This window comes from Pseudomonas sp. GW822-FHT04H02 (assembly GCF_058800645.1).
In genome coordinates this window covers 105,777-130,338 of record NZ_JBXAMM010000010.1, presented here as the reverse complement: position 1 = coordinate 130,338, position 24,562 = coordinate 105,777, and the positions used below count along the sequence as shown (strand labels likewise).

General features: G+C 60.8%; 22 protein-coding genes. 11 read left to right on the top strand and 11 right to left on the bottom strand.

The annotated features are described in order from the left end of the window. Position 1: 1 nt before the first annotated feature. The 6 genes from AC1RMG_RS31520 to rpmH all read right to left on the bottom strand — a co-directional run bounded on the left by AC1RMG_RS31520 (position 2) and on the right by rpmH (position 5,669). The gene (locus AC1RMG_RS31520) at positions 2-1,414 is read right to left on the bottom strand and encodes an amino acid permease (RefSeq protein WP_072443369.1); all 1,413 of its coding nucleotides are present in this window, start codon (positions 1,412-1,414) and stop codon (positions 2-4) included. Positions 1,415-1,725: 311 nt separating this feature from the next. Beyond that, a complete protein-coding gene (mnmE, locus tag AC1RMG_RS31515) occupies positions 1,726-3,096 on the bottom strand; it encodes a tRNA uridine-5-carboxymethylaminomethyl(34) synthesis GTPase MnmE (protein WP_041120513.1) in 1,371 nt (456 codons plus the stop codon). Positions 3,097-3,175: 79 nt separating this feature from the next. Continuing rightward, on the bottom strand, positions 3,176-4,876 hold the full coding sequence (gene yidC / locus AC1RMG_RS31510) for a membrane protein insertase YidC (protein WP_011064394.1): 1,701 nt from the start codon (positions 4,874-4,876) through the stop codon (positions 3,176-3,178). A 2-nt stretch (positions 4,877-4,878) separates the two neighbouring features. After that, positions 4,879-5,124 carry a membrane protein insertion efficiency factor YidD gene (gene yidD / locus AC1RMG_RS31505; protein ID WP_003213574.1) on the bottom strand — a complete coding sequence of 82 codons (246 nt, stop codon included), beginning with the start codon at positions 5,122-5,124 and terminating at the stop codon, positions 4,879-4,881. After that, positions 5,117-5,518, bottom strand: coding sequence for a ribonuclease P protein component (gene rnpA / locus AC1RMG_RS31500; RefSeq protein ID WP_026020269.1), 402 nt, complete (start codon positions 5,516-5,518; stop codon positions 5,117-5,119). Before rnpA ends, yidD begins: the two co-directional genes overlap by 8 nt. A 16-nt stretch (positions 5,519-5,534) precedes the next feature. Further along, positions 5,535-5,669: a 50S ribosomal protein L34 gene (gene rpmH / locus AC1RMG_RS31495; protein ID WP_003213577.1), complete on the bottom strand. Its 135-nt coding sequence runs from the start codon at positions 5,667-5,669 to the stop codon at positions 5,535-5,537. A 566-nt stretch (positions 5,670-6,235) separates the two neighbouring features. On the opposite strand from rpmH, the gene dnaA reads away from it, so the two are divergent. The 7 genes from dnaA to AC1RMG_RS31460 all read left to right on the top strand — a co-directional run bounded on the left by dnaA (position 6,236) and on the right by AC1RMG_RS31460 (position 14,282). Beyond that, positions 6,236-7,777 (top strand): chromosomal replication initiator protein DnaA, encoded by a 1,542-nt coding sequence (gene dnaA, locus AC1RMG_RS31490; RefSeq protein WP_368994365.1) that lies wholly within the window; start codon positions 6,236-6,238, stop codon positions 7,775-7,777. 38 nt (positions 7,778-7,815) lie between these two features. Next, on the top strand, positions 7,816-8,919 hold the full coding sequence (gene dnaN / locus AC1RMG_RS31485; RefSeq protein WP_011058392.1) for a DNA polymerase III subunit beta: 1,104 nt from the start codon (positions 7,816-7,818) through the stop codon (positions 8,917-8,919). Positions 8,920-8,939: 20 nt separating this feature from the next. Continuing rightward, positions 8,940-10,043 (top strand): DNA replication/repair protein RecF, encoded by a 1,104-nt coding sequence (gene recF / locus AC1RMG_RS31480; protein ID WP_011058393.1) that lies wholly within the window; start codon positions 8,940-8,942, stop codon positions 10,041-10,043. A 4-nt stretch (positions 10,044-10,047) separates the two neighbouring features. After that, positions 10,048-12,465, top strand: coding sequence for a DNA topoisomerase (ATP-hydrolyzing) subunit B (gene gyrB, locus AC1RMG_RS31475; protein WP_011058394.1), 2,418 nt, complete (start codon positions 10,048-10,050; stop codon positions 12,463-12,465). 338 nt (positions 12,466-12,803) lie between these two features. Next, positions 12,804-13,328 carry a DUF4265 domain-containing protein gene (locus tag AC1RMG_RS31470; RefSeq protein ID WP_169892331.1) on the top strand — a complete coding sequence of 175 codons (525 nt, stop codon included), beginning with the start codon at positions 12,804-12,806 and terminating at the stop codon, positions 13,326-13,328. 151 nt (positions 13,329-13,479) lie between these two features. Continuing rightward, positions 13,480-13,965: a DUF4265 domain-containing protein gene (locus tag AC1RMG_RS31465; RefSeq protein WP_053160549.1), complete on the top strand. Its 486-nt coding sequence runs from the start codon at positions 13,480-13,482 to the stop codon at positions 13,963-13,965. Next, positions 13,962-14,282 carry an immunity protein Imm33 domain-containing protein gene (locus AC1RMG_RS31460; protein ID WP_210693346.1) on the top strand — a complete coding sequence of 107 codons (321 nt, stop codon included), beginning with the start codon at positions 13,962-13,964 and terminating at the stop codon, positions 14,280-14,282. The genes AC1RMG_RS31465 and AC1RMG_RS31460 overlap by 4 nt, the downstream gene beginning before the upstream one ends. Before the next feature lie 27 nt (positions 14,283-14,309). Here AC1RMG_RS31460 and AC1RMG_RS31455 read toward each other — a convergent pair whose 3' ends face one another. After that, on the bottom strand, positions 14,310-15,038 hold the full coding sequence (locus AC1RMG_RS31455; protein WP_011058398.1) for a response regulator transcription factor: 729 nt from the start codon (positions 15,036-15,038) through the stop codon (positions 14,310-14,312). 228 nt (positions 15,039-15,266) lie between these two features. Between AC1RMG_RS31455 and AC1RMG_RS31450 the strand changes: the two genes are divergently transcribed. From AC1RMG_RS31450 to AC1RMG_RS31440, 3 genes are all read left to right on the top strand, one after another. Next, positions 15,267-15,554, top strand: coding sequence for a hypothetical protein (locus AC1RMG_RS31450; protein WP_041114921.1), 288 nt, complete (start codon positions 15,267-15,269; stop codon positions 15,552-15,554). 399 nt (positions 15,555-15,953) lie between these two features. Next, on the top strand, positions 15,954-16,952 hold the full coding sequence (locus AC1RMG_RS31445) for a FecR family protein (RefSeq protein WP_125062503.1): 999 nt from the start codon (positions 15,954-15,956) through the stop codon (positions 16,950-16,952). Positions 16,953-16,970: 18 nt separating this feature from the next. Continuing rightward, positions 16,971-19,289, top strand: a complete 2,319-nt coding sequence (locus AC1RMG_RS31440; protein ID WP_493171001.1) for a CHASE2 domain-containing protein — start codon at positions 16,971-16,973, stop codon at positions 19,287-19,289. 180 nt (positions 19,290-19,469) lie between these two features. On the opposite strand, the gene AC1RMG_RS31435 is transcribed toward AC1RMG_RS31440, so the two are convergent. The 4 genes from AC1RMG_RS31435 to glyQ form a co-directional block, all read right to left on the bottom strand. After that, entirely contained in the window at positions 19,470-20,240 is a 771-nt protein-coding gene (locus tag AC1RMG_RS31435) for a lysophospholipid acyltransferase family protein (protein ID WP_041114926.1), read from the bottom strand. Between the two features lie 83 nt (positions 20,241-20,323). Continuing rightward, a complete protein-coding gene (gmhB, locus tag AC1RMG_RS31430) occupies positions 20,324-20,857 on the bottom strand; it encodes a D-glycero-beta-D-manno-heptose 1,7-bisphosphate 7-phosphatase (protein WP_011058402.1) in 534 nt (177 codons plus the stop codon). Between the two features lie 17 nt (positions 20,858-20,874). Beyond that, positions 20,875-22,929, bottom strand: a complete 2,055-nt coding sequence (gene glyS, locus AC1RMG_RS31425) for a glycine--tRNA ligase subunit beta (RefSeq protein WP_015633612.1) — start codon at positions 22,927-22,929, stop codon at positions 20,875-20,877. Further along, entirely contained in the window at positions 22,926-23,879 is a 954-nt protein-coding gene (gene glyQ / locus AC1RMG_RS31420; protein WP_003177094.1) for a glycine--tRNA ligase subunit alpha, read from the bottom strand. Before glyQ ends, glyS begins: the two co-directional genes overlap by 4 nt. 81 nt (positions 23,880-23,960) lie before the next feature. Here glyQ and AC1RMG_RS31415 point away from each other — a divergent pair, with 81 nt between their 5' ends. Then, the gene (locus tag AC1RMG_RS31415) at positions 23,961-24,524 is read left to right on the top strand and encodes a DNA-3-methyladenine glycosylase I (RefSeq protein WP_047290171.1); all 564 of its coding nucleotides are present in this window, start codon (positions 23,961-23,963) and stop codon (positions 24,522-24,524) included. The last annotated feature ends 38 nt before the right edge of the window (positions 24,525-24,562 follow it).

Here is a 24,562-nt window from a genome sequence, read left to right as displayed (position 1 = left end):
GTTATCCCTTTTCCTGAGTTCCGATACCGGGCTCGGCGGCGGCCGAGCCGGTGGTATCCGGCTTGATCCATATCCAATAGGCCAGCGACAGCAGCGCCAACCAGCCCAGCCCCACATACAGAGCCAGGCGCGTATCGGCAAATGCGCCCAGCACACCGAAGATGAACAACATGAAAACCACGGCACAGGCCTGACCCGCAGTGCCCAGGGGCACCGGGAACTTCAGTTCGTGGATTTCCCTGGTACTCATGCCACGACGCATGGCCATTTGTGACAGCAGGATCATCAGCCAGACCCAGACCACGGAAAAGGTCACCAGTGAGGCAAAGATCAGGAACAGTTCCTGCGGGATCCAGTAGTTGAGCAGCACCCCCAGCAGCAACGCCACCGACATGACCAACACCGTCATCCAGGGCACGCCGAAGCGGGAGGTCCTGGCGAACACTGCCGGCGCCTGCCCGATCGCCGCCATGCCATACATCATTCGCCCGGCACTGAAGATATCGCTGTTGATGGCCGAGACCACGGCGGAAATCACTACGATATTCAGCACCGTGGCCGCCGAACTGATCCCCAGGCTGCTGAAGATCTGCACGAACGGGCTGCCATGGCTACCGATGCTCGACCAGGGCGCCAGGGTCAACAGAATCAGCAAGGTCAGTACGTAGAAGATCAGGATCCGCAGCGGTACCGAGTTGATGGCCTTGGGGATCATGCGCTGCGGGTCCTTGGCCTCGCCGGCGGTGATGCCGATGACTTCGATTCCACCAAAGGCGAACATGACGATGGTGAAGGAGGCGATCATGCCCTCCACGCCATTAGGGAAAAAGCCGCCGTATTCCCAGAGATTGGCCAGCCCTCCCCGGCTTTGTTCCTCCCCAAGCTGGATGCCGAAGAACAGCAGGGTAAAGCCGCCGACGATCATGGCCACAATGGCGCCAACCTTGAGCAGCGACAGCCAGAACTCCAGCTCGCCGAACACCTTTACGCTGCACAGGTTCAAGGCGCCAATGCCCAGGACAATGCTCAGCACCCAGATCCAGCGGGGAGTATCGGGAAACCACAGGCCCATGTAGACGCCAAATGCGGTGACGTCAGCCAGGCACACCATGAGCATGGAAAAGGCGTAGCTCCAACCGGTGAGAAACCCCGCAAAACGTCCCAGATAACTGCTGGCGTAATGTCCGAAAGAGCCTGAAACAGGAGTCCTGACTGCCATCTCTCCCAGGGCGCGCATGGTCAGGTAGATGGCTGCGCCGCCAATCAGATAGGCCAGCAGGACCGAAGGCCCCGCCCGTTGAATGGCGGCCGCCGAACCGTAGAACAAGCCTGTGCCGATGGCAGAGCCCAGGGCGATGAAGCGGATGTGCCGGGTGCTCAGGCCACGCTGTAGAACAGTGCCCGCGTCAGCCATTTCAGCTCCTTGAATGCAGGTTCATGAAGACCAGCCGGCTTCCAACCGTCGGCCCAGGCGACGCATGCCGGGGAATTTCCCGAGATGTATAAACCTGTACAAGAAATGGATGCAAATAGGGAACCAAGTCGGCGCTTATGCGAACTTCTGCGATATGACGGCTATTGGCTGATTAACCGGGGGATAAAGCAGTTATTTTCAGTCGGGCGCTGTTACTCAATGTCGCAGCGGGCTTGGATGGGGGATAAAGGTAACGCCCGCAGACGGTATCCCGGAGGGAGTTGTCCACAGGCGCTTGCTCGGAAGGATGATTACTTGCCGATGCAGAAGCTGGAGAAGATCCGCCCCAGCAGGTCATCGGAACTGAAGGCCCCGGTGATTTCCCCCAGCGATTGCTGAGCCTGGCGCAAGTCCTCGGCCAGCAGTTCGCCGGCACCTGCCAGGGTCAACTGTGCCCGGCCATGTTCCAGGGCGGCACTGGCGTAGCGCAATGCCTCCAAGTGCCGGCGGCGCGCACTGAAGCTGCTTTCGGACGTCTGTTCATAGCCCATGCAGGCTTTCAGGTGGTCACGCAGCAGTTCCAGCCCGCTACCCGCGGCCATGGCACTGAGGCTGATGGTGACATGGCCATCGTCACAGGTTTCCAGGGCAATGGGTTCACCGGTCAGATCGGCCTTGTTGCGAATCAGCGTGACCTTGGCCGGGTCTGGTCGCTGTTCGAGAAACTCCGGCCACAGGGCGAAGGGGTCCGCTGCTTCCGCCGCGGTGGCGTCCACCACCAGCAACACCCGGTCGGCCTCGCTGATGGCCTTTAGGGCCCGCTCGACACCGATCTTTTCCACCTGGTCCTCGGTGTCCCGCAGCCCTGCGGTGTCCACCACGTGCAACGGCATGCCGTCGATGTGGATATGTTCGCGCAGGATGTCCCGGGTGGTGCCGGCGATATCAGTGACGATGGCAGCCTCGCGCCCGGCCAGGGCGTTGAGCAGGCTGGATTTGCCGGCATTTGGGCGCCCGGCGATCACCACGGTCATGCCATCGCGCAGCAAGGCGCCCTGCCCGGCTTCACGCAGTACTGTGGATAACTCGTCACGCACTGCATCGAGCATGCTCAACACATGGCCATCGGCAAGGAAGTCGATTTCTTCCTCGGGAAAATCGATCGCCGCTTCGACATAGATCCGCAGGGCGATCAGTTGCTCGGTCAAGTTATGCACACGCTGGGAGAACGCCCCTTGCAGCGAACGCAGGGCATTGCGCGCAGCCTGTGCCGAACTGGCCTCGATCAGGTCGGCAATGGCTTCGGCCTGGGCCAGGTCCAGTTTGTCGTTGAGGAACGCACGCTCGCTGAATTCCCCCGGCCGAGCCAGGCGGCAGCCCAGTTCCAGGCAGCGCTGCAGCAGCATGTCGAGAACAATCGGGCCGCCGTGGCCCTGCAATTCCAGCACGTCTTCGCCGGTGAAGGAGTTCGGCCCGGGGAAATACAGGGCAATCCCCTCATCCAGGACTTCTTCTTGCTCACTGAGAAACGGCCCGTAATGGGCAAACCGCGGCTTCAGCTCACGGCCGCTGATGGCTTTGGCTGCCGCGCCCGCCAGGGGCCCGGAAATCCGTACGATACCCACGCCGCCGCGGCCCTGGGCGGTAGCAATGGCAGCGATGGTTTCACGAGGGACATTCATAACCCGACATCCAGACAAAAGTGACAGATAGCAAAACGCCCCACTAGGGGGCGTCTTGTGTGGTTATCCACAGCGTAGGTCAGGCAGCTGCTTTCTTGGTAGCCGCTTCGATCTTACGAGTGATGTACCACTGTTGAGCGATCGACAGGCAGTTGTTTACTACCCAGTACAGCACCAGACCCGCCGGGAACCACAGGAAGAAGAAGGTGAAGATGATCGGCATCATTTTCATCACCTTGGCCTGCATCGGATCCGGAGGCGTCGGGTTCAGCTGCTGCTGGATGAACATGGTGGCGCCCATGATGATCGGCAGGATGAAGAACGGATCCTTGATCGACAGGTCGGTAATCCACAGCATGAACGGTGCCTGGCGCATTTCCACGCTTTCCAGGAGTACCCAGTACAGGGACAGGAAGACCGGCATCTGCACCAGGATCGGCAAGCAGCCGCCCAGCGGATTGATCTTCTCTTTCTTGTACAGCTCCATCATCGCCTGGGACATTTTCTGACGATCGTCGCCGAATTTTTCCTTCAGCGCGGCCAGTTTCGGAGCCACTGCACGCATGCGTGCCATGGACTTGTAGCTGGCAGCCGACAGTGGGAAGAAGATCCCCTTGATCAGCATGGTCAGGAAGATGATCGACCAGCCCCAGTTACCCACCAGGCTGTGGATATGTTGCAGCAGCCAGAAGATCGGCTGGGCAATGAACCACAGGAAGCCGTAGTCCACGGTCAGTTCCAGGCCTGGGGACAACTCTTTCAGCACGGCCTGGCTTTTCGGGCCGGCGTACAGAATGGCGCTGGTTTCAGCCTTGGCACCCGGAGCAACGGTCATCGAAGGGCCGGTGTAGCCGATGATGTAGTTGCCTTTGCTGTCTTTACGCGCCAGAACCTGGTTGTTCTCGCCTTTTGGCGGAATCCAGGCGGTCACGAAGTAGTGCTGCAGCCAGGCAACCCAACCACCCTGAACATTTTCAGTGATGGGTGCCTTGGATTTGTCCTCGTTCACCTTGTCCATGTCTTTCATGGACACTTTTTTGTACGGCTCGGAACTTGTCCACAGGGCGGCGCCCAAGTAAGTCGCGGTGCCGGTGGCGGTGCTGGAGGATGGATCGGAACTGGCGTCGCGCTTGAGCTGGGCGAACATCGCACCGGTCCAGGGCTGCGCGCTTTCGTTGTCGATCAGGTAGGAAACGGTGATGTCATACAGGCCACGCTTCAGGGTGAAGCGCTTGATGTAGTTGACGCCGTCCTTGCTGAACTTCAGGTCGACCACCAATTGGTCCTGACCGTCAGCCAGTTGATAACTTTTCTTCTCGGCCGAGTAGATCGGGCGACCGGCCGGGCTTGCGTCCGGGCCGTTGCTGCCAATTAGGCCACTTTGTGCCAGATAAGTCCGCTCGTTGCCGTTATCGAACAGCTGGAACGGGATTTCCGGGTGGTCCTGACGACGTGGATACAGTGGCAAACGCAGTTGCGCGATATCCCCACCTTGTGGATCGACAGCCAGGTCGAGCACATCCGTTTTGATCTGAATGAGATCTTTGCTTGCCGCTACAGGCGCTTCAGCGGGTGCGGTGGTGTCGCTTGCCGCGCGCGGAATGTCGTCGTTGGCAGCGGAAGTGCCTGTTGGCGCATCCGGCAAGCCCGGGGCGGTCGTGCTGGAAGCAACATTCTGAGTCGGCAGGGCAGCTTGGCCATAATCCTGGTTCCATTTAAGAACCATGACATAGGACACGATTGCCAGGGCGACGATCAGGATCGTGCGTTTGATATCCATGATTACTCGGCCATCGAAGAAGAACGGGAGGTAGGGATAGGTGGAACCGGGTCATAACCACCGGGATTCCACGGATGACAGCGACCTAAACGACGAAAGGTCAGCCAGCCACCGCGCAGAAGGCCATGATTTTCGATGGCTTCCAACGCGTAGCAGGAACAACTGGGGTAGAAACGACAGTGATTGGCCATCAGAGGACTAATGGCATAGCGGTAAAACTGGATCGGAACGAGTGCCAGTTTACGCATCGGGACTGTCTACCCCTACAGTTTCGGAGTTGGCTGCTGGTACCGGCTTGTTGCGTGCCAGGCGTTTCCAGAGTTTGCCGAAATGCTGAATCAATTCGGGGTTTTCTACATCGCCCAAACCTTTGCGCGCGACGATAACGATATCCCATCCGACCAGTGAGTCCTGGTGGAGACGAAACGATTCGCGCATCAGACGCTTGAGGCGATTGCGCTCAACGGAGAGTTTTACGCTCTTTTTCCCGATCACTAGCCCCAGACGGGGATGATCAAGATCGTTGTTGCGCGCAAGGAGCAGGAGATTTTTCCCCGGAACCTTGCCGGTAGGGGAGTCAAAGACCGCCTTGAAGTGCCGGGGAGTAAGCAGACGCTTTTCCCGACTGAAGTCCTGACTCACCTCCAGTGCCGGATTATCAAACTGCCAGACGCGCACGACCTTTGGCGCGACGACGCGACAGGACGGCACGACCGTTCTTGGTAGCCATGCGAGCACGGAAACCGTGGGTACGAGCGCGTTTGATAGTGCTTGGTTGGAAAGTACGTTTCATGTCGTGTTACCTGGTTCGTCCACAACGGGCCGGAATGGCCCCCGTTTTAAGAGATCGGCGATTCTAGAGAAAGCAAGCCTCTAGGTCAATTTCCAACCAGCTTTTCCTTTATCTATGTATGTCCGGGTACGGGGTTGTGAGCCAGGGTCGGCTAGATATAAAAATAAAGAAGGAAAGTATTTAAAGCTTTTCTGTAAAGCTTATAAAGACTAGGGACGGCCTCATCTGTGGATAACTGACTCAAGCCCTTCTAGTCCGTACTGTACAGAGAATGACAACACGGTTGAGAAACGGTGTCCTGCCTGTGCTGCGCCATCGGAAAACCTGTGTGTGGAACCGTCTGTTATCCACAGGCGAGTTACCCACAGAGTTTCGCCCCGAGTTGTGCAATGGCCTCAAGTGGGGTTATCCACAGAGCTTATGCACATACCGCTGGTCGTGTTTATTCGGGGTAAGGCGTTGATTCTTAGTGTCCTGAGGACACGCTACATGTGGATAAGTGGGCGGCTGATCGCTACAATGGCCGCTTGTTTTTGCCTCACCGGCTTTCAACTTAGGGGATATCCGTGTCAGTGGAACTTTGGCAGCAGTGCGTGGAGCTTCTGCGTGATGAGCTGCCTGCCCAGCAATTCAACACTTGGATCCGTCCGCTACAGGTCGAAGCCGAAGGCGACGAGTTGCGTGTATACGCACCGAATCGTTTTGTTCTCGATTGGGTCAATGAAAAGTACCTGGGGCGCGTGCTCGAGCTGCTGGATGAACACGGCAACGGCATGGCACCGGTCCTTTCCTTATTAATAGGCAGCAAACGCAGTTCGGCGCCTCGCGCCGCACCTAACGCGCCACTGGCCGCTGCCGCTTCGCAAGCCCTGCAAGCAGCTGCAGCCAATGCTGCCCCGGTTGCTGCTCCCGCGCCCGCTCCGGCACCCACTTCTGCCCCGGCCAAGAAAGCCGCCGCACAGAAGGCTGCCGAAGTCAGCGAAGAACCCTCTCGTGACAGCTTCGACCCGATGGCGGGCGCCAGCTCGCAGCAGGCACCGGTACGCGCCGAACAGCGTACCGTCCAGGTAGAAGGCGCGCTCAAGCACACCAGCTACCTGAACCGCACTTTCACCTTTGAGAATTTCGTCGAGGGTAAATCCAACCAGCTGGCCCGCGCAGCGGCCTGGCAGGTGGCGGACAACCCCAAGCATGGCTACAACCCGCTGTTCCTTTATGGCGGCGTCGGCCTGGGTAAGACCCACTTGATGCACGCTGTGGGTAACCACCTATTAAAGAAGAACCCGAATGCCAAGGTCGTGTACCTGCATTCCGAGCGCTTCGTGGCGGACATGGTCAAGGCGTTGCAGCTCAACGCCATCAACGAATTCAAGCGTTTCTACCGTTCGGTCGATGCGCTGCTGATCGATGACATTCAATTCTTCGCCCGCAAGGAGCGTTCCCAGGAAGAGTTTTTCCACACCTTCAACGCCCTCCTCGAAGGCGGCCAGCAGGTGATTCTCACCAGTGACCGCTACCCGAAGGAGATCGAAGGCCTGGAAGAGCGTCTCAAGTCGCGCTTCGGCTGGGGCCTGACGGTGGCCGTCGAACCGCCTGAGCTGGAAACCCGGGTGGCGATCCTAATGAAGAAGGCCGACCAGGCCAAGGTCGAGCTGCCTCATGATGCAGCGTTCTTCATTGCCCAGCGCATTCGCTCCAACGTCCGTGAACTGGAAGGTGCCCTGAAACGGGTCATCGCCCACTCGCACTTCATGGGCCGCGATATCACCATCGAGCTGATTCGCGAATCCTTGAAGGACCTGCTGGCGCTGCAGGACAAGCTGGTGTCTGTGGATAACATCCAGCGCACCGTCGCCGAGTACTACAAGATCAAGATTTCCGATCTGCTGTCCAAGCGGCGTTCCCGTTCGGTGGCCCGCCCGCGTCAGGTGGCCATGGCCCTGTCCAAGGAACTGACCAACCACAGCCTGCCGGAAATCGGCGATGTGTTCGGCGGTCGCGACCACACCACGGTTCTGCACGCCTGCCGCAAGATCAATGAACTTAAGGAATCCGACGCGGACATCCGCGAGGACTACAAGAACCTGCTGCGTACTCTGACCACTTGATGACTCCAACGCAGCTTATTAAGGCAAGGGACTAGACCATGCATTTCACCATTCAACGCGAAGCCCTGTTGAAACCCCTGCAACTGGTCGCCGGCGTCGTCGAACGCCGCCAGACCTTGCCGGTGCTTTCCAACGTGCTGCTGGTTGTCGAAGGCCAGCAACTGTCGCTGACCGGTACCGACCTGGAAGTCGAGCTGGTCGGTCGTGTGCAACTTGAAGAGCCAGCCGAGCCGGGGGAAATCACCGTTCCCGCGCGCAAGCTGATGGACATCTGCAAGAGTCTGCCCAACGATGCCCTGATCGACATCAAGGTCGACGAGCAGAAGCTGGTGGTGAAGGCCGGGCGTAGCCGCTTCACCCTGTCGACCCTGCCGGCCAACGACTTCCCGACCGTGGAAGAAGGCCCGGGCTCGCTGACCTGCCAGCTGGAGCAGAGCCGACTGCGCCGCCTGATCGAACGCACCAGCTTCGCCATGGCCCAGCAGGATGTGCGCTACTACCTCAATGGCATGCTGCTGGAAGTGTCCGCCGGGATCATCCGCGCCGTGGCCACCGACGGTCACCGTCTGGCCATGTGCTCGATGCAGGCGGACATCGGCCAGCCGGATCGCCACCAGGTGATCGTGCCGCGCAAAGGCATCCTGGAACTGGCGCGCCTGCTCACCGAGCCCGATGGCAACGTCAGCATTGTCCTGGGCCAGCACCACATTCGTGCCACCACCGGCGAATTTACCTTCACCTCCAAGCTGGTGGACGGCAAGTTCCCGGACTACGAGCGCGTGCTGCCCAAAGGTGGTGACAAGCTGGTACTGGGTGATCGCCAAGCGCTGCGCGAAGCCTTCAGCCGTACCGCGATCCTGTCCAACGAGAAGTACCGCGGCATCCGTCTGCAACTGGCCAATGGTCAGCTGAAGATCCAGGCCAACAACCCGGAGCAGGAAGAAGCGGAAGAAGAAGTGGGCGTGGAATACAACGGCGGTTCCCTGGAAATCGGCTTCAACGTCAGCTACCTGCTGGACGTTCTGGGCGTGATGACCACCGAACAGGTTCGCCTGATCCTGTCCGATTCCAACAGCAGTGCGCTGGTGCAGGAATCCGACAACGACGACTCGGCTTACGTTGTCATGCCGATGCGCCTGTAATCATGCTCAGCAGAAGCTAGATGTCCCTCAGTCGCGTCTCGGTCACCGCGGTGCGCAATCTGCACCCGGTGACCTTCTCCCCCTCCCCCCGCATCAACCTTCTCTACGGCGCCAACGGCAGTGGCAAGACCAGTGTGCTGGAAGCCATCCACCTGCTGGGGCTTGCCCGCTCGTTCCGCAGTGCCCGCCTGTTGCCGGTGATCCAGTACGAGCAGCTGGCTTGCACGGTGTTCGGCCAGGTGGAGTTGGCCCAGGGCGGCCATAGCAGCCTGGGGATATCCCGTGATCGCCAGGGGGAATTCCAGATCCGCATCGACGGTCAGAATGCCCGCAGCGCGGCGCAGTTGGCCGAGATCCTGCCGCTGCAGTTGATCAACCCGGACAGCTTCCGCCTGCTGGAGGGCGCACCGAAGATCCGTCGGCAGTTCCTGGATTGGGGAGTGTTCCATGTGGAACCACGCTTCATGTCCACCTGGCAGCGCTTGCAGAAGGCCCTGCGGCAGCGGAACTCATGGCTGCGGCATGGTACACTTGACGCCGCTTCGCAAGCGGCCTGGGACCGGGAACTGTGTCAGGCCAGCGCTGAAATCGATGAATACCGCCGCGCTTATATCAAAGCCTTGAAACCAGTCTTTGAGCGGACCTTGGGCGAACTGTTGCAGCTCGAGGGCCTGACGCTTAGCTATTACCGTGGTTGGGACAAGGACCGGGAGCTCAGTGAAGTGCTCGCGACCGCCCTCCACCGTGACCAGCAAATGGGTCATACCCAGGCCGGCCCACAACGTGCTGATTTGCGTCTGCGCTTAGGCGGACACAACGCCGCGGACATCTTGTCCCGTGGCCAGCAGAAGTTGGTGGTCTGTGCCTTGCGCATTGCCCAGGGGCACCTGGTGAGCCAGGCCCGCCGCGGTCAGTGTATTTATCTGGTGGATGACTTGCCGTCCGAGCTGGACGAGCAGCATCGCCGCGCACTTTGTCGCTTGTTGGAAGACTTACGCTGCCAGGTGTTTATCACCTGTGTAGACCACGAATTATTGAGGGAAGGCTGGCAGACGGAAACGCCAGTCGCTTTGTTCCACGTGGAACAAGGCCGTATCACCCAGACCCACGACCATCGGGAGTGAAGGCATGAGCGAAGAAAATACGTACGACTCGACCAGCATCAAGGTGCTGAAAGGTTTGGATGCCGTACGCAAACGTCCCGGTATGTACATTGGCGACACCGATGACGGCAGCGGTCTGCACCACATGGTGTTCGAGGTGGTCGATAACTCCATCGACGAAGCGCTGGCCGGCCATTGCGACGACATCAGCATCATCATCCACCCGGATGAATCCATCACCGTACGCGACAACGGTCGCGGCATCCCGGTAGATGTGCATAAAGAAGAAGGCGTTTCGGCGGCAGAGGTCATCATGACCGTGCTCCACGCCGGCGGTAAGTTCGACGACAACTCCTACAAGGTCTCCGGCGGTCTGCACGGCGTAGGTGTATCGGTAGTGAACGCCCTGTCCGAAGAGCTGATTCTCACCGTGCGCCGTAGCGGCAAGATCTGGGAACAGACCTATGTCCACGGTGTTCCGCAAGAGCGGATGAAAATCGTTGGTGACAGCGAAACCACCGGTACCCAGATCCACTTCAAGCCTTCGGCTGAAACCTTCAAGAACATCCACTTCAGCTGGGACGTCCTGGCCAAGCGGATCCGTGAACTGTCCTTCCTCAACTCCGGTGTCGGCATCGTCCTCAAGGACGAGCGTAGCGGCAAGGAAGAGCTGTTCAAGTACGAAGGCGGCCTGCGGGCATTCGTTGAATACCTGAACACCAACAAGACTGCGGTCAACCAGGTGTTCCACTTCAACATCCAGCGTGAAGACGGCATCGGCGTGGAAATCGCCTTGCAGTGGAACGACAGCTTCAACGAGAACCTGTTGTGCTTCACCAACAACATTCCTCAGCGCGACGGCGGTACCCACCTGGTGGGCTTCCGTTCGGCCCTGACCCGTAACCTGAACAACTACATCGAGCAGGAAGGCCTGGCCAAGAAACACAAGGTCGCCACCACTGGTGACGACGCTCGTGAAGGCCTGACCGCGATCATCTCGGTGAAGGTGCCGGATCCGAAGTTCAGCTCCCAGACCAAGGACAAGCTGGTTTCTTCCGAAGTGAAGACCGCGGTCGAACAGGAAATGGGCAAGTACTTCTCCGACTTCCTGCTGGAAAACCCCAACGAAGCCAAGTTGGTGGTGGGCAAGATGATCGACGCTGCCCGCGCTCGTGAAGCGGCGCGGAAAGCCCGTGAAATGACTCGCCGCAAAGGCGCGCTGGATATCGCCGGCCTGCCGGGCAAACTGGCGGACTGCCAGGAAAAGGACCCGGCCCTGTCCGAACTCTACCTGGTGGAAGGTGACTCTGCTGGCGGTTCCGCCAAGCAGGGCCGCAACCGCAAGACCCAGGCGATCCTGCCGCTCAAGGGCAAGATCCTCAACGTCGAGAAGGCACGCTTCGACAAGATGATCTCCTCGCAAGAGGTGGGCACCCTGATCACCGCGCTGGGCTGCGGCATCGGCCGTGAAGAGTACAACATCGACAAGCTGCGTTATCACAACATCATCATCATGACCGATGCTGACGTCGACGGTTCGCACATCCGTACCCTGCTGCTGACCTTCTTCTTCCGTCAGTTGCCGGAGCTGATCGAGCGCGGCTACATCTACATCGCCCAGCCGCCGCTGTACAAGGTCAAGAAAGGCAAGCAAGAGCAATACATCAAAGACGACGACGCCATGGAAGACTACATGACCCAGTCGGCTCTGGAAGATGCCAGCCTGCACTTGAACGAAGAAGCCCCCGGGATCTCCGGCGAGGCGCTGGAGCGCCTGGTCAACGACTTCCGCATGGTGATGAAGACCCTCAAGCGCCTGTCGCGCCTGTACCCGCAGGAGCTGACCGAGCACTTCATCTACCTGCCGGCCGTGACCATGGAGCAACTGTCCGACCACGCCGCCATGCAGGATTGGCTGGCCAAGTACGACGCCCGCCTGCGCACTTCCGAGAAGTCCGGCCTGGTCTACAAGGCCAGTCTGCGCGAAGACCGTGAACGCAATGTGTGGCTGCCAGAGGTCGAGCTGATCTCCCACGGCCTGTCCAACTACGTCACCTTCAACCGCGACTTCTTCGGCAGCAACGACTACAAGACCGTCGTCTCCCTCGGCGCTCAACTGAGCACCCTGCTGGACGAAGGCGCGTATGTTCAGCGCGGCGAACGCAAGAAAGCCGTCACCGAGTTCAAGGAGGCCCTGGACTGGCTGATGGCGGAAAGCACCAAGCGCCACACCATCCAGCGATATAAAGGTCTGGGCGAGATGAACCCTGACCAGCTGTGGGAAACCACCATGGACCCAAGCATGCGCCGCATGCTCAAGGTGACCATTGAAGACGCCATCGGCGCCGACCAGATCTTCAACACCCTGATGGGTGATGCGGTCGAGCCTCGTCGCGACTTCATCGAAAGCAACGCCCTGGCGGTGTCCAACCTGGACTTCTGATCCGGGGGCACAGCTGGAAATAAAAAGGCCGACGCTTAGCGTTGGCCTTTTTATTGGATGGAGTAAATAAGGATGTTGACCTTCGCGGGTACAAACAGCCACCTATTCGATGAAGCACCCTACCCCATCGCCTGGCGTTTCAACGCCGTGGACTGTGGCCTGAGTGCTGACGACAAACAGCAAGTCGTACTGTTTGATCAGGTAGCGTCAAAGGCGCTATGGGACTGGTTCATTCCAGTGCCCAGCCTTATCACAGCGCAGAGGTCATATTTTCCTTCGAGGAAAACTTCTTTTACGTGCAGTTTATGAGGCCCATGGCGGCGCCTCGGTGAGATGGAATGGATACCTCGACAGCACAGTTTCACAAGATCATTTTCAAGCTCACCGTCGACGCCGACGGTTATCCACCGGTGGAGTATGAGTCGATGTGGGGCATTCAACGGGGGGCAGATGTCTACCAGTTGGATAACACGCCCTACTATCTCTATGGCGTGAGCAAGGGGGACTGGGTGCTGACTCGCGCTGAGGCCCATGAGCGGATCGCGACTGGCGTGGTGCGGCAATCCGGGCACTCGACGTTGCGGGTTTTTGCCGAGCGCGAGTCAGAGCGCTCGGAGATTGTGCAGTACCTGCGCAGCCTTGGCGCCCGGTGCACGGTTACCCGGGGCCTGTCGCTGTTCACTGTGGATATCGCGCCCGAGGTCAGTTTTTGCGCAATCGACCAATACCTGGCCTCCATCACCGACGACCAACATGTCGCCTATGAAGATGCCTGTTTACAGCACGAGGCCATTGAGCCTGCGCGCCTGAGCGAGTGCTCTTCACTGGCCTCACTTGAGTGCGTCACCTGGAGGGATCACTAGGTGCTGTGCTGGCACCTGAGCTGCGAGACGATCCGGCCATCGAACAGGCGCGTTCGAGATGTGTTTATCGATCAGTTGACCCCGCTACGCGGCTGGGCCGGTTCGGCTCATTTCACCCTTTGTAGAAACAGCAATCGCACGGAAATGGGTTATGGATGATGAAAACCAGGAAATATCGATTCGGGTTGTTGCGGGGCAGAACAGCCGTGGCCCGGTCTATGAGCCGCTGCATGTCCGGCGCATTGATGAGGACAGTTACGAGATTCTCTATTCACCAGGGCTGGCGCTGAACCTGGCCAAGGGCGACATCATTTCGATCAAGGATCCGCAGGCCCCCGCCGTGGTGCTCAAGCGTGGCGGCAACTTCTGTATCCATATCTATTCGGATCACATCCCTGAAGAACACATCATGGCCCTGGCGGCGGATGTGGCGAGCGAATTGGGTGGCATGCTCGACGGGCGCTACAAGGGCAATCTGACATTGTCGGTGCCGGCGCGAAACGGCATGGACAACATCGCCCTGTTCTTCAACCGCTTTCGCGAGACCACGGGCAGCGAGTGGTACTACGCCAACATCTATAAAAACCTCGATGACACCGATGACGAGACCCTGCTCGATTGGTGGCTGGCCCTATGAACGAAAGACAGCAGCTTATCTGTGAACGCTACGACCTTGCTCCCCAGGCCCCGGAGCCGATGATTGCGCTGGCCATAGGCTCCCTTGCGCAGTCGCCCATCTATGGCACCCGGGTCGAGTTGCCGGAAAACGGCACGGTCAGTTGGTTTATCCACTGCGGCGAACATTCCACTGCGGTGGATTTCTACCAGCCTCTGTGTGCCGGGCATCTGCTCGAGCTGTTGCCGGAAGTGATCGATTACTTGTACCTGCCGAGCGGGACGCGTTTCATCATCGACCGCGCCGGCTATGAAGATGTCTGGCGGGACCCGGAATGATATCAAGCCGCTTTTGAAGGCAAGCAGTCAGCTGCCCTGTTCTTCAGGCGACGCGACACTTTCCAGGCGGTAGCCATAGCCGTAGATCGTCAACAGTTGCCAGCCGCGATCCGCGGTCAGCCCGAGTTTGTTGCGCAAGCGGTAGATGTGGGTATCCAGGGGCCGTGAGGAAACGATTTCCTCATGGGTCCAGAACCGTTCGTACAGGTATTCCCGGGACAGCGGCCGGCCCAGGTTGGCGAACAGGCAGCGGGCCAGGCGGTACTCGCGCTCGGTAAGGCTGATGGGAGCGCCGGCGCGGGTGACGGTCAGTTCCGCATCATCGAAGCTCAGGTCGTTGAAACTCTGCACTTCTTCGCTGTGGTTGCGCTGCAAGCCATGGCGGCGCAGTACCGCGTTGACCCGGGCCTTGAGTTCGTTGGGACGAAACGGCTTGCTCAGGTAGTCGTCGGCACCGGTGTTCAGGGCCTGGACGATATCGCTCTCGGCATCGCGGCTGGTGAGCATGATGGCCGCGGGCGGCGAATCCATGTGTTCCCGGGTCCAGCGCAACAGGGACAGGCCGCTGAGGTCCGGCACTTGCCAGTCGAGGATCAGCAGGTCGAAGGTTTCCCGGCGCAACTGGCGCAGCAGGTCTTCTCCGCGCTCGAAGCTGTGCAAGGTCCAGGGCTGTTCGCCGGGGCCGGGAATCTCTCGCAGTGTCTGTTCCACCCGCGCCAGTTCCGCAGGTTCGTCATCCAGTATCGCGACACGCATGCGAGGCAGTTCCTTATGGTTCCAAGAGCGCCCGGGGCCGTGGCTGCCGGGCTCGGACTGAGGGGAAGTTTAGGCACCTGGCCTGAATCTGAACAATTGTGGCGAATTGCTCTTGAGCCCCGGGTCCCTCGGTACGCTGATATCAAATAGCCGGTAAGGCGCCCGGAGCACGGGCCGTCGGGCTATTGAGCAGCACGATACCGGCTCGTACAAACAAGGAAAAGAACCATGGGGAACCTGCTCAGGAAAGGCCAGGTCGCGCTTGTCAGAATATTCAGCGGCGATGATCCGGTGCGTCTTCTCAGTTTGATGCTGGCGGCTTATCTGGGAATCAGTGCCTGTACCGTGCCAGCGTCCACAGCGGGCTGCTGTCAGCCCTCCGGCATCGGGCAATACCCGGCGTCTGCCCTGCCCGCTGGCAGTGACTCCAACCTGACCCTGGACGCCGAGCCCGTGATCGGTCGGACAGCGCTACCCACGAACCTGCAGCCACCGGCCCCGCGCTGGGTGTTCTAGAGGCCGCGGCAATGATTCTGAACAAATATTGCAAATCCGTCGCAGCTTTGCGGCCAGCGTTACATTGCTTCCCGCTGAGTGGCACACGGGGGCACCTGGAAGTGCTCCGACACAGGGAGTGTCAACCGCCAGGCTGGCGGGACAACGCGCGCTCGCGTGCGTCGTTGAAGGGGAATACAGGGAGTGCCTCCTCAGGACTTTGGGCCGGGCGACCTGTCGCTCCGGTTCCGACACAGGGACGTGTCACTTTCTTCTCGCCCTGTCCTGTTTCCGCCCTCGCCCGACCGGGTTCCTGTCTTTGGGCGACATCCCGCAGCGTTCGGCTTTCTGCCAACGATCTGCCTCAGGTATGGTGCGTAGGATTTCGCCGCGGTTTTCCCAAAGGCTCTAAGCACATCCATGAATGACCTCTGCCCTTTTCCGTCCACCGGCCGGCCTCAGGTCGCGCGTGTCGCCCTGCTGCTGGCCGGGTTGATTCTGCCGTTGTGTGCGGCACAGGCGGCTGCGCCACGGCTGCCCTATATCGATGACAACCAGCAGTGCCGTGGCCAGCCCCTGCCGGCGACGGTGGAACACCTGACCGGCGAAGCCTGGAAACTGGACGCCAAGGGACGCGAGGTGCTCCTGCAGGAAGGCATGAGCATCGATGAGAAGGAAGGGGTCAGGACCTCGCCGTCGGCCTTCGTCAGCCTGTCCCTGGGAGACGGTTCGCGGGTGGTGCTGCCTTCCAGTTCCCAGGTCACCCTGCAACTCAATAACCAGTACTCCATCCCTCAGGTTGTGCTGGAGCAGGGCCAGATCGAGTCCTACGTGATCAAGCGCACCAGTGATCACGACCGTTTCCAGATCGTTACGCCGGTGGGCGTGCTGGGGGTTCGCGGTACTCACTTCCGGGTACGCAATGACGATCAGCAATCCCTGGTGGAGGTGCTCAATGGCCAGGTGGCGGTGAATCGCGAAGAGGACGCGCCGCAGCCGGGACCGCGGCGTACGCGTCAGCGCCCTGTGGATAAACCGGCAGGCCCGGTGCCGGGTGAAGTCCAGGTCATGGCGCGCCAGGGGCTGCGGATCCAGAAACAGGGCGAGCTCAAGCCGGTGGAACTGCTGGCCGCACCGAGGCTGCTGGGGCAGGCTGGGCAGACCGGTGCCCTGCCCGTCTGGCAACTGATCCTGCAACCTTTGCCCGGGGCCAGCCGCTACCGGGCCCAGGTCGCCACCGACAAGGACTTCCTGAACATCAAGCAGGAGCAGTTCTCCAGCACCCCGCAGGTCAACTTCACCGGCTTGCAGGCATTTTTTTATCACGTGCGTCTTTCGGCGTTCGATGAGCACGGCCTGGAAGGCGAAACCGGGGTCTATGACATCTTTTATTACCCCAGGACCACCCGTGTTGAATAACGCTCCGGTGGGCCATCCATGAGCGTGTGGCGCCGTCGGGCCGAAGGCCGTGAACCGACCCAGGCTCAGCGCCTGTTCCGCGGGCTGGTGCGGGAGTGGCTATGGGTCAGCCTGATTCTTCTGCCGCTGACTGCGGTGTTGTCCCTGAGCCACGGCCTGGCCCTGAACAATCTGTTCTACGACAACCTGCGGCGCTTCACCCCGTTACCGGTGGACCCGCGCATCCTGCTGGTGACCATCGACGACTACAGCTTGCAGCAACTGGGGCGCTGGCCCTGGCCGCGGGCCATTCATGGCCAACTGCTGGACCGGCTGAGCGCGGCCGAGGCCAAAGGGGTGCTGTTCGATGTGATCCTCAGTGAACCCGGCAGCACGGTGGAAAACGACACCCGCCTGGCTGCCGCCCTGTGCCGGGCCGGCAATGTGTTCCTGCCGGTGCTGCGCCAGGGCGTTGCCCGCTATGGCCAGGACATTGAGGAAATCCCGCCGGTGCCGCTGCTGCGCAATTGCGCCCGCGGCCTGGGCCATATCAATGCCGAAGCGGATGCCGATGGCACGGTGCGCAGCGTCTACCTGCGCGAAGGCCCGGTGCTGGCTCCCCGGGCGCAACTGACGTGGCTGCTGTACCAACTGACCGAAGCCGAGCCGGCATTCCCCCATATGCCCGGGCCCGGTAAACCTCGCGTGGCCCAGGGGTGGCTGCGGTCCAACCCGGTGCGCATTCCCTTTATCAGCGCCGACGCCGGCTTTCCCAGCGTGCCCTATGTCAGCGTGCTGCGGGGCGAAGTGCCGCCGGAGCTGCTGCGCGACCGGCTGATCCTGGTGGGCTCCACGGCCCCGGGGCTGGGGGACCGCTACGTGACCCCGCAATCCGGCAGCCAGGGCACCACCCCGGGGGTGGAGATCCAGGCCAACCTGCTCAACGGCCTGCTCCAGCATCGCAGCGTGGTTGCCCTGGGCCAGTGGTCGGGGATGCTGCTGTCCATGGCCCTGACCGCTGTGTTGCTGGGCCTGTTGCTGTGGCGGCCGCGCCACGCGCTGTGGATAACCCTGGGTTGCATGGGGCTGGGCCTGGCGGGCTCGGTATTGATGCTGCGGCTGGGCTACTGGTGGTCGCCGGTGGCCAGCCTGCTGGGCATGCTGCTGGCCTACCTGATCTGGAACTGGCGCCGGCTGAGCGTGATCCTGGCCTACTTCGGCTGGGAACTGGCGCGCCTGGACAGCGAGCCCAAGGTGTTGCCGGAACGCCGGCGCAGCCAGGCCCCGGCCGGGGATGTGCTGCAGGGGCAGATCGTCGCTCTGGAGCAGGCCCTGAGCCGCACCCGGGACACCCGGCGTTTTATCGCCGATGGCCTGGAGTACCTGCCGGTGGCGACCCTGATCAGCGACCCCGACGGCAAGATCCTGCTGGCCAACCGCAATGCACGGGAAGTGTTTGCCCATTCCCTGGTGGGTGAAGGGCTGAATGCCCAGTTGGCCGCCCTGGGTTACCCGGGCCTGACGGAACCGGCCTTGTACCCCCGGCTGGAACAACTGCCGGCGGTGGAGTTCCGTGATGTTCAGCAGCGCAGCCTGCGCATGGAACTGGCGCCGCTGCTGCCGGTGGACAGCGATACCGCCATTGGCTGGCTGCTGAGCCTCACCGACCTCAGCGTCGAGCGCGACGCCGAACAGCAACGCAGCGTGCTGTTGCGCTTTCTGTCCCATGATCTGCGCGCGCCCCATTCGGCGATCCTGGCCTTGCTGGATGTGCAGCGCCATCAGCCGGCGACGCCCCGGCAGGTGTACGGCCAGATCGAACAGCAGGTACGCCGGGCCCTGGCTCTGACCGAGGCCTTCGTGCAGTTGGCCAAGGCCGAGTCGGAGGCCTACCAGTTCGAACCGAGCATGTTCGCCATGCTGGTGCTGGACGCCTTCGATCAGGCCACGACCCTGGCCCAGTTGAAGGACATTCACCTGGAGCATGACCTGGACGACGAGGCCGAAGGCCTGGTGCTGGCGGACCAGTCGCTACTGACCCGGGCGCTGTTCAACCTGCTGGAAAACGCCATCAAGTACAGCCCGGTGGAGTCCAGGGTGAGTGTGCGGGTCAGTTGTACCCCAGGCTGGCTGCGCTGCGAGATCAGCGATGAAGGCCGGGGTATCGATGCCGCGGATCTGCCCCAGCTGTTCGGCCAGTACCAGCGCTTTGCTTCGGCCAAGGGCATTGATGGCCTGGGCCTGGGCTTGTCCATGGTCAAGGCGGTGGTGGACCGGCATCAGGGCCGTATCAGTTGCCAGAGCGTGGTGGGTCGGGGCTCTTGCTTCATCCTCGAACTGCCTTTGCTGGAGGAATGAAGGGCCGGGAATATCCCAGGTGAAAAAAACCGGCTCCAAGGCCGGTTTTTTTGTCTGCTGAAAAACTTATGCACGTTTTTCCACATTTTATGAGCTTGGGAAATATATATATAAATCAGTGATTTATAATTCGATTTCAAGCCTTGTAGGAAAAGTCGTACACAGGTTATCCACAGAAGCTCATACAGCAACCTTATCCGTAGAAGTGGCCAATGGTGGCAATGAGCCCATATCCCGTTGAGCCTGTTCATTCCAGGCCGCCACCCGGTCATTGAGCTCGGCGATGGCTCGCGGGCCGCTGCCTTCGGCATACATCGGCGCGCCGATGGTCACGGTGATGGTGCCGGGGCGCTTGGCCCAGCCGGTCTTCGGCCAGAACTTGCCCGCGTTGTGGGCCACCGGCAGCACCGGCAGGTCGGCATTCACCGCCAGGGCGCTGCCGCTGCGGGAAAACTTGCCGATCTGGCCGTAAGGCACGCGGGTGCCTTCAGGGAAGATCAGTACCCAGACATTGTCCTTGAGCAACTCGTCGCCCTTGCTCGCCACCTGCTTGAGGGCAGCCTTGGGGTTGTCCCGGTCAATGGCGATGGGCCGCAGCATGGCCATGGCCCAGCCGAAGAACGGCACATACAGCAGCTCGCGCTTGAGCACCTGGCTCAGGGGCTCGAAGTAGGCCGAGAGAAAGAAGGTTTCCCAGGTGCTCTGGTGATTGGAAACGATCACGCAAGGCCGCTCGGGGACGTTTTCCGCGCCCTTCACTTCCACGCGGATATTGAGGAATACCTTGGTCAGCCACAGCGCGCAGCGACACCAGTAGACGTTGATAAAGCGATAGCGCGCCTTGAATGGGAGGAACGGCGCGATAAAAAAGCTCAGGGAGCACCACAGCAAGGAACTGGTGCCCAGTAGCAGGTAAAAGAAAAAGGTTCTGATGGCCTGCAGGATCGACATAGCGGCATTTACCATTGCGGGCATTGCCCGCCTGTTAAAAAGCGCTCTCCCGAACAGTCCTTGGTCAGGATGCCAGAAGGGGCCTAATTGTGGATAAGTTCAGCGGCAACGGCCGCCAGGTCGTCAAAAATCAAGGTGCCTACCGGCAGGGTTTTCCCCAGAGTCTTTTCGCCTTTCCCGGTCTTTACCAATACTGGCTGAGAGTCGACGGCTTTTGCGGCTTCCAGGTCACCGAGACTGTCACCGACAAACCATAGACCTGTCAGTTCTGCCTGGTAATGCTCGGCAATGGTTCGCAGCATGCCCGGTTTCGGTTTGCGGCAGGCGCACCCTTCGTCGGGCCCATGGGGGCAATAGACGATCAGCCCGACTTCGCCGCCCTGCTCCGCCACCAGTTCGCGCAGGCGCGCGTGCATGGCATCGAGGGTGGCCAGGTCGTAGTAGCCGCGAGCGATGCCGGACTGGTTGGTGGCGATCGCCACCGTCCAGCCGGCCTTGCTCAACTGTGCAATGGCTTCGATCGCGCCGGGGAGCGGAATCCACTCCTGCACCGATTTGATGTAGGCATCGGAGTCGTGATTGATCACGCCGTCACGATCGAGTATCAGCAGTTTCACAGCAGTTCCCTACCTGATCAGCTCAGTACCGAAATGTCGGCCACGCCCAGGAACAGGCCCCGCAGCCGCGCCAGCAGCGCGTAGCGGTTGGCCCGTACATTGGCGTCCTCGGCATTGACCATCACCGCCTCGAAGAAGGCGTCCACCGGCTCGCGCAGGGCAGCCAGGCGGGCCAGGGTCTCGCTGTACTGGCGGGCAGCGGCCATGGGCTGTACAGCCTGGTCCGCTTGCTGGATCGCCGAGTACAGGGAGAACTCGTTGGCGTTGTCGAAGTACTTGGCTTCGATGGTGGTCGGCACATTGCCTTCGATCTTGCTCAGCAGGTTCGACACGCGCTTGTTCACCGCAGCCAGGGCGGCGGCTTCCGGCAGCTTGCGGAAGGCCTGCACGGCTTGCACGCGCTGGTCGAAGTCCAGGGCCGAACCCGGCTTCAGGGCACGCACCGAGAGGTAGGTGGCTACATCCACGCCTTCGTCTTCGTAACGGGCACGCAGGCGGTCGAAGATGAACTCCAGCACCTGGTCGGCCAGGCCGGCGGCCTTGACCTTGCTGCCGAAGGCGCTGACGGCGAAGGCCACGGCGTCGTTCAGGTCGAGGTCGAACTTCTTCTCGATCAGGATCCGCAGCACGCCCAGTGCCGCGCGACGCAGGGCGTAAGGGTCCTTGCTGCCGGTGGGCAGCATGCCGATGCCGAAGATCCCCACCAGGGTGTCCAGCTTGTCGGCGATGGCCACGGCGGCACCGGTCACGGTGCTGGGCAGCTCGGCGCCGGCGCCACGTGGCATGTACTGCTCGTTCAGGGCCAGGGCGACATCTTCCGGCTCGCCGTCATTTAGAGCGTAGTAGTAGCCGGCGATGCCTTGCATCTCCGGGAACTCGCCGACCATCTCGGTGGCCAGGTCGCACTTGGACAGCAGGCCGGCACGGGCGGCGCGCTGGGCGTCGCCGCCGATGCGCGGGGCAATGAAGGCGGCCAGCTTGGAGATCCGCTCGGCCTTGTCATAGACGCTGCCGAGTTTTTCCTGGAAGACCACGTTCTGCAGGCGCAGGTTGAAGTCTTCGAGCTTCTGCTTCTTGTCCTGCTTGAAGAAGAACTCGGCGTCGGTCAGGCGTGGGCGCACGACTTTCTCGTTGCCCTCGATGATCTGGCGCGGGTCCTTGCTCTCGATGTTGGCCACGGTGATGAAGCGCGGCAGCAGCTTGCCGTCCACGTCCAGCAGGCAGAAGTACTTCTGGTTGTCCTGCATGGTGGTGATCAGGGCTTCCTGGGGCACTTCGAGGAAGCGTTCCTCGAACGAGCACACCAGTGGCACCGGCCATTCGACCAGGGCAGTCACTTCGTCCAGCAGGTCCGCCGGGACGATCGCCGTGCCTTCCTGCAGGGTCGCCAGTTCCGCGGTGCGCTTGCTGATCAGCTCGCGACGCTCGTTGGCGTCGGCCAGCACGTAGGCGGCACGCAGGTCGGCCAGGTAGTTGGCCGGCGCGGTGATGCGCACGCTTTGCGGGTGGTGGAAGCGGTGGCCGCGGGAGTCGCGACCGGCCTTCTGGGCGAGGATGGTGCAGTCGATGACCTCATCGCCCAGCAGCATCACCAGCCATTGAGTCGGGCGCACGAACTCTTCCTTGCGCGCGGCCCAGCGCATGCGCTTGGGAATCGGCAGGTCGTTCAGCGAATCTTCGACGATGGTCGGCAGCAGGCTGGCGGTCGGCTTGCCCTTGATGCTCTGGCTGTAGCGCAGTTTCGGGCCGCTCTGGTCGATCTCGCTGAGTTCGACGCCGCACTTCTTGGCAAAGCCCAGGGCCGCCTGGGTCGGGTTGCCTTCAGCGTCGAAGGCTGCCTGGCGTGGCGGGCCGTCGAGGTTGATGCTGCGATCCGGCTGCTGGGTGGCCAGTTGGGTGATCAGCACCGCCAGGCGCCGTGGCGCGGCGTATACGTGCTTGGCCTGGAAGCTCAGGCCGGCGCTCTGCAGGCCTTTTTCGATGCCGGCCAGAAAGGCTTCGGCCAGGGTGTTCAGGGCTTTGGGTGGCAGTTCTTCAGTGCCCAGTTCAACCAGAAAATCTTGCGCACTCATTGTGCCGCCTCCAACTTAGCCAACACTTCATCACGCAGGTCCGGGGTTGCCATCGGGAAGCCCAGCTTGGCACGGGCCAGCAGGTAGGCTTGCGCAACGGAACGCGCCAGGGTGCGCACACGCAGGATGTACTGCTGGCGTGCGGTGACCGAAATTGCCCGGCGTGCATCCAGCAGGTTGAAGGTGTGCGAGGCCTTGAGGACCATTTCATAGCTCGGCAGCGGCAGTGGCTGATCCAGTTCGATCAGGCGCTTGGCTTCGCTTTCGTAGAAATCGAACAGTTCGAACAGCTTCTCGACGTTGGCGTGTTCGAAGTTGTAGGTCGACTGCTCCACTTCGTTCTGGTGGAACACATCGCCATAGGTGACCTTGCCGAACGGGCCGTCGGCCCACACCAGGTCGTATACCGAATCCACGCCCTGCAGGTACATGGCCAGGCGTTCCAGGCCGTAGGTGATTTCACCGGTCACCGGGTAGCACTCGATGCCACCGGCTTGCTGGAAGTAGGTGAACTGAGTCACTTCCATGCCGTTGAGCCAGACTTCCCAGCCCAGGCCCCAGGCGCCCAGGGTCGGCGATTCCCAGTTGTCCTCGACGAAGCGGATGTCGTGCACCAGCGGGTCCAGGCCCACGTGCTTCAGGGAACCCAGGTACAGCTCCTGGAAGTTCTCCGGGTTGGGCTTCAAGACCACCTGGAACTGATAGTAGTGCTGCAGGCGGTTGGGGTTTTCGCCGTAGCGGCCGTCAGTCGGGCGACGACTGGGCTGCACATAAGCGGCGTTCCAGGTTTCCGGGCCGATGGCCCGCAGGAAGGTAGCGGTGTGGAAAGTGCCGGCGCCTACTTCCATATCGTAGGGCTGAAGTACCACACAACCTTGCTCGGCCCAGTACTGCTGGAGGGCGAGGATCAAGTCTTGGAAGGTACGCACGGCTGGCGTAGGCTGGCTCACGAAATTCACCTGTTACTTGGGCTGCGATTTAAGGAGCGGGAGTATACCCGATTCAGTCCTGCGCACGCCCCCTGGAGCCTTATGCCACGCTGCTTTTGGTGTTCCGAAGATCCGCTGTACATGGCTTATCACGATCAGGAGTGGGGCGTGCCGCTGCGCGATGGGCAGCGCTTGTTCGAGTTGTTATTGCTCGAAGGGTTCCAGGCTGGGCTGTCATGGATCACCGTGCTGAAGAAGCGCGAGCACTATCGCCAGGTGCTGTTCGGCTTCGATGTGCAGCGCGTGGCGCAGATGAGCGATGCCGAGATCGACGACCTGATGCAGGACCCGGGCATCATCCGTAACCGCCTCAAGCTCAACGCCGCGCGGCGCAATGCCCAGGCCTGGCTGGAGCTGGAAGATCCGGTGGCCTTTCTCTGGGCCTTCGTCGGTGGCGTGCCGAAGATCAACCATTTCAAGGACCGCAGCGAAGTGCCGGCGGTGACGCCGGAGGCCGAAGCCATGAGCCGCGGCCTGCGCAAGGCCGGCTTCACTTTCGTCGGCCCGACCATCTGTTATGCGCTGATGCAGGCCTCGGGGATGGTCATGGACCACACCCTGGACTGTGATCGGTACGCCATCCTGGCCGATGCGCGGTTAGAATAGCCGGCTGGCGACACGCTTCATGACCAAGATCAGGAGTC

Bases quoted from the DNA above. Each gene is read 5' to 3' on its own strand.
- AC1RMG_RS31520 (WP_072443369.1), bottom strand. From the start codon at position 1,414: ATGGCTGACGCGGGCACTGTTCTACAGCGTGGCCTGAGCACCCGGCAC.
- mnmE (WP_041120513.1), bottom strand. From the start codon at position 3,096: ATGAATGTCCCTCGTGAAACCATCGCTGCCATTGCTACCGCCCAGGGC.
- yidC (WP_011064394.1), bottom strand. From the start codon at position 4,876: ATGGATATCAAACGCACGATCCTGATCGTCGCCCTGGCAATCGTGTCC.
- yidD (WP_003213574.1), bottom strand. From the start codon at position 5,124: ATGCGTAAACTGGCACTCGTTCCGATCCAGTTTTACCGCTATGCCATT.
- rpmH (WP_003213577.1), bottom strand. From the start codon at position 5,669: ATGAAACGTACTTTCCAACCAAGCACTATCAAACGCGCTCGTACCCAC.
- dnaN (WP_011058392.1), top strand. From the start codon at position 7,816: ATGCATTTCACCATTCAACGCGAAGCCCTGTTGAAACCCCTGCAACTG.
- recF (WP_011058393.1), top strand. From the start codon at position 8,940: ATGTCCCTCAGTCGCGTCTCGGTCACCGCGGTGCGCAATCTGCACCCG.
- gyrB (WP_011058394.1), top strand. From the start codon at position 10,048: ATGAGCGAAGAAAATACGTACGACTCGACCAGCATCAAGGTGCTGAAA.
- AC1RMG_RS31470 (WP_169892331.1), top strand. From the start codon at position 12,804: ATGGATACCTCGACAGCACAGTTTCACAAGATCATTTTCAAGCTCACC.
- AC1RMG_RS31465 (WP_053160549.1), top strand. From the start codon at position 13,480: ATGGATGATGAAAACCAGGAAATATCGATTCGGGTTGTTGCGGGGCAG.
- AC1RMG_RS31460 (WP_210693346.1), top strand. From the start codon at position 13,962: ATGAACGAAAGACAGCAGCTTATCTGTGAACGCTACGACCTTGCTCCC.
- AC1RMG_RS31455 (WP_011058398.1), bottom strand. From the start codon at position 15,038: ATGCGTGTCGCGATACTGGATGACGAACCTGCGGAACTGGCGCGGGTG.
- AC1RMG_RS31450 (WP_041114921.1), top strand. From the start codon at position 15,267: ATGGGGAACCTGCTCAGGAAAGGCCAGGTCGCGCTTGTCAGAATATTC.
- AC1RMG_RS31445 (WP_125062503.1), top strand. From the start codon at position 15,954: ATGAATGACCTCTGCCCTTTTCCGTCCACCGGCCGGCCTCAGGTCGCG.
- AC1RMG_RS31440 (WP_493171001.1), top strand. From the start codon at position 16,971: ATGAGCGTGTGGCGCCGTCGGGCCGAAGGCCGTGAACCGACCCAGGCT.
- AC1RMG_RS31435 (WP_041114926.1), bottom strand. From the start codon at position 20,240: ATGTCGATCCTGCAGGCCATCAGAACCTTTTTCTTTTACCTGCTACTG.
- glyS (WP_015633612.1), bottom strand. From the start codon at position 22,929: ATGAGTGCGCAAGATTTTCTGGTTGAACTGGGCACTGAAGAACTGCCA.
- AC1RMG_RS31415 (WP_047290171.1), top strand. From the start codon at position 23,961: ATGCCACGCTGCTTTTGGTGTTCCGAAGATCCGCTGTACATGGCTTAT.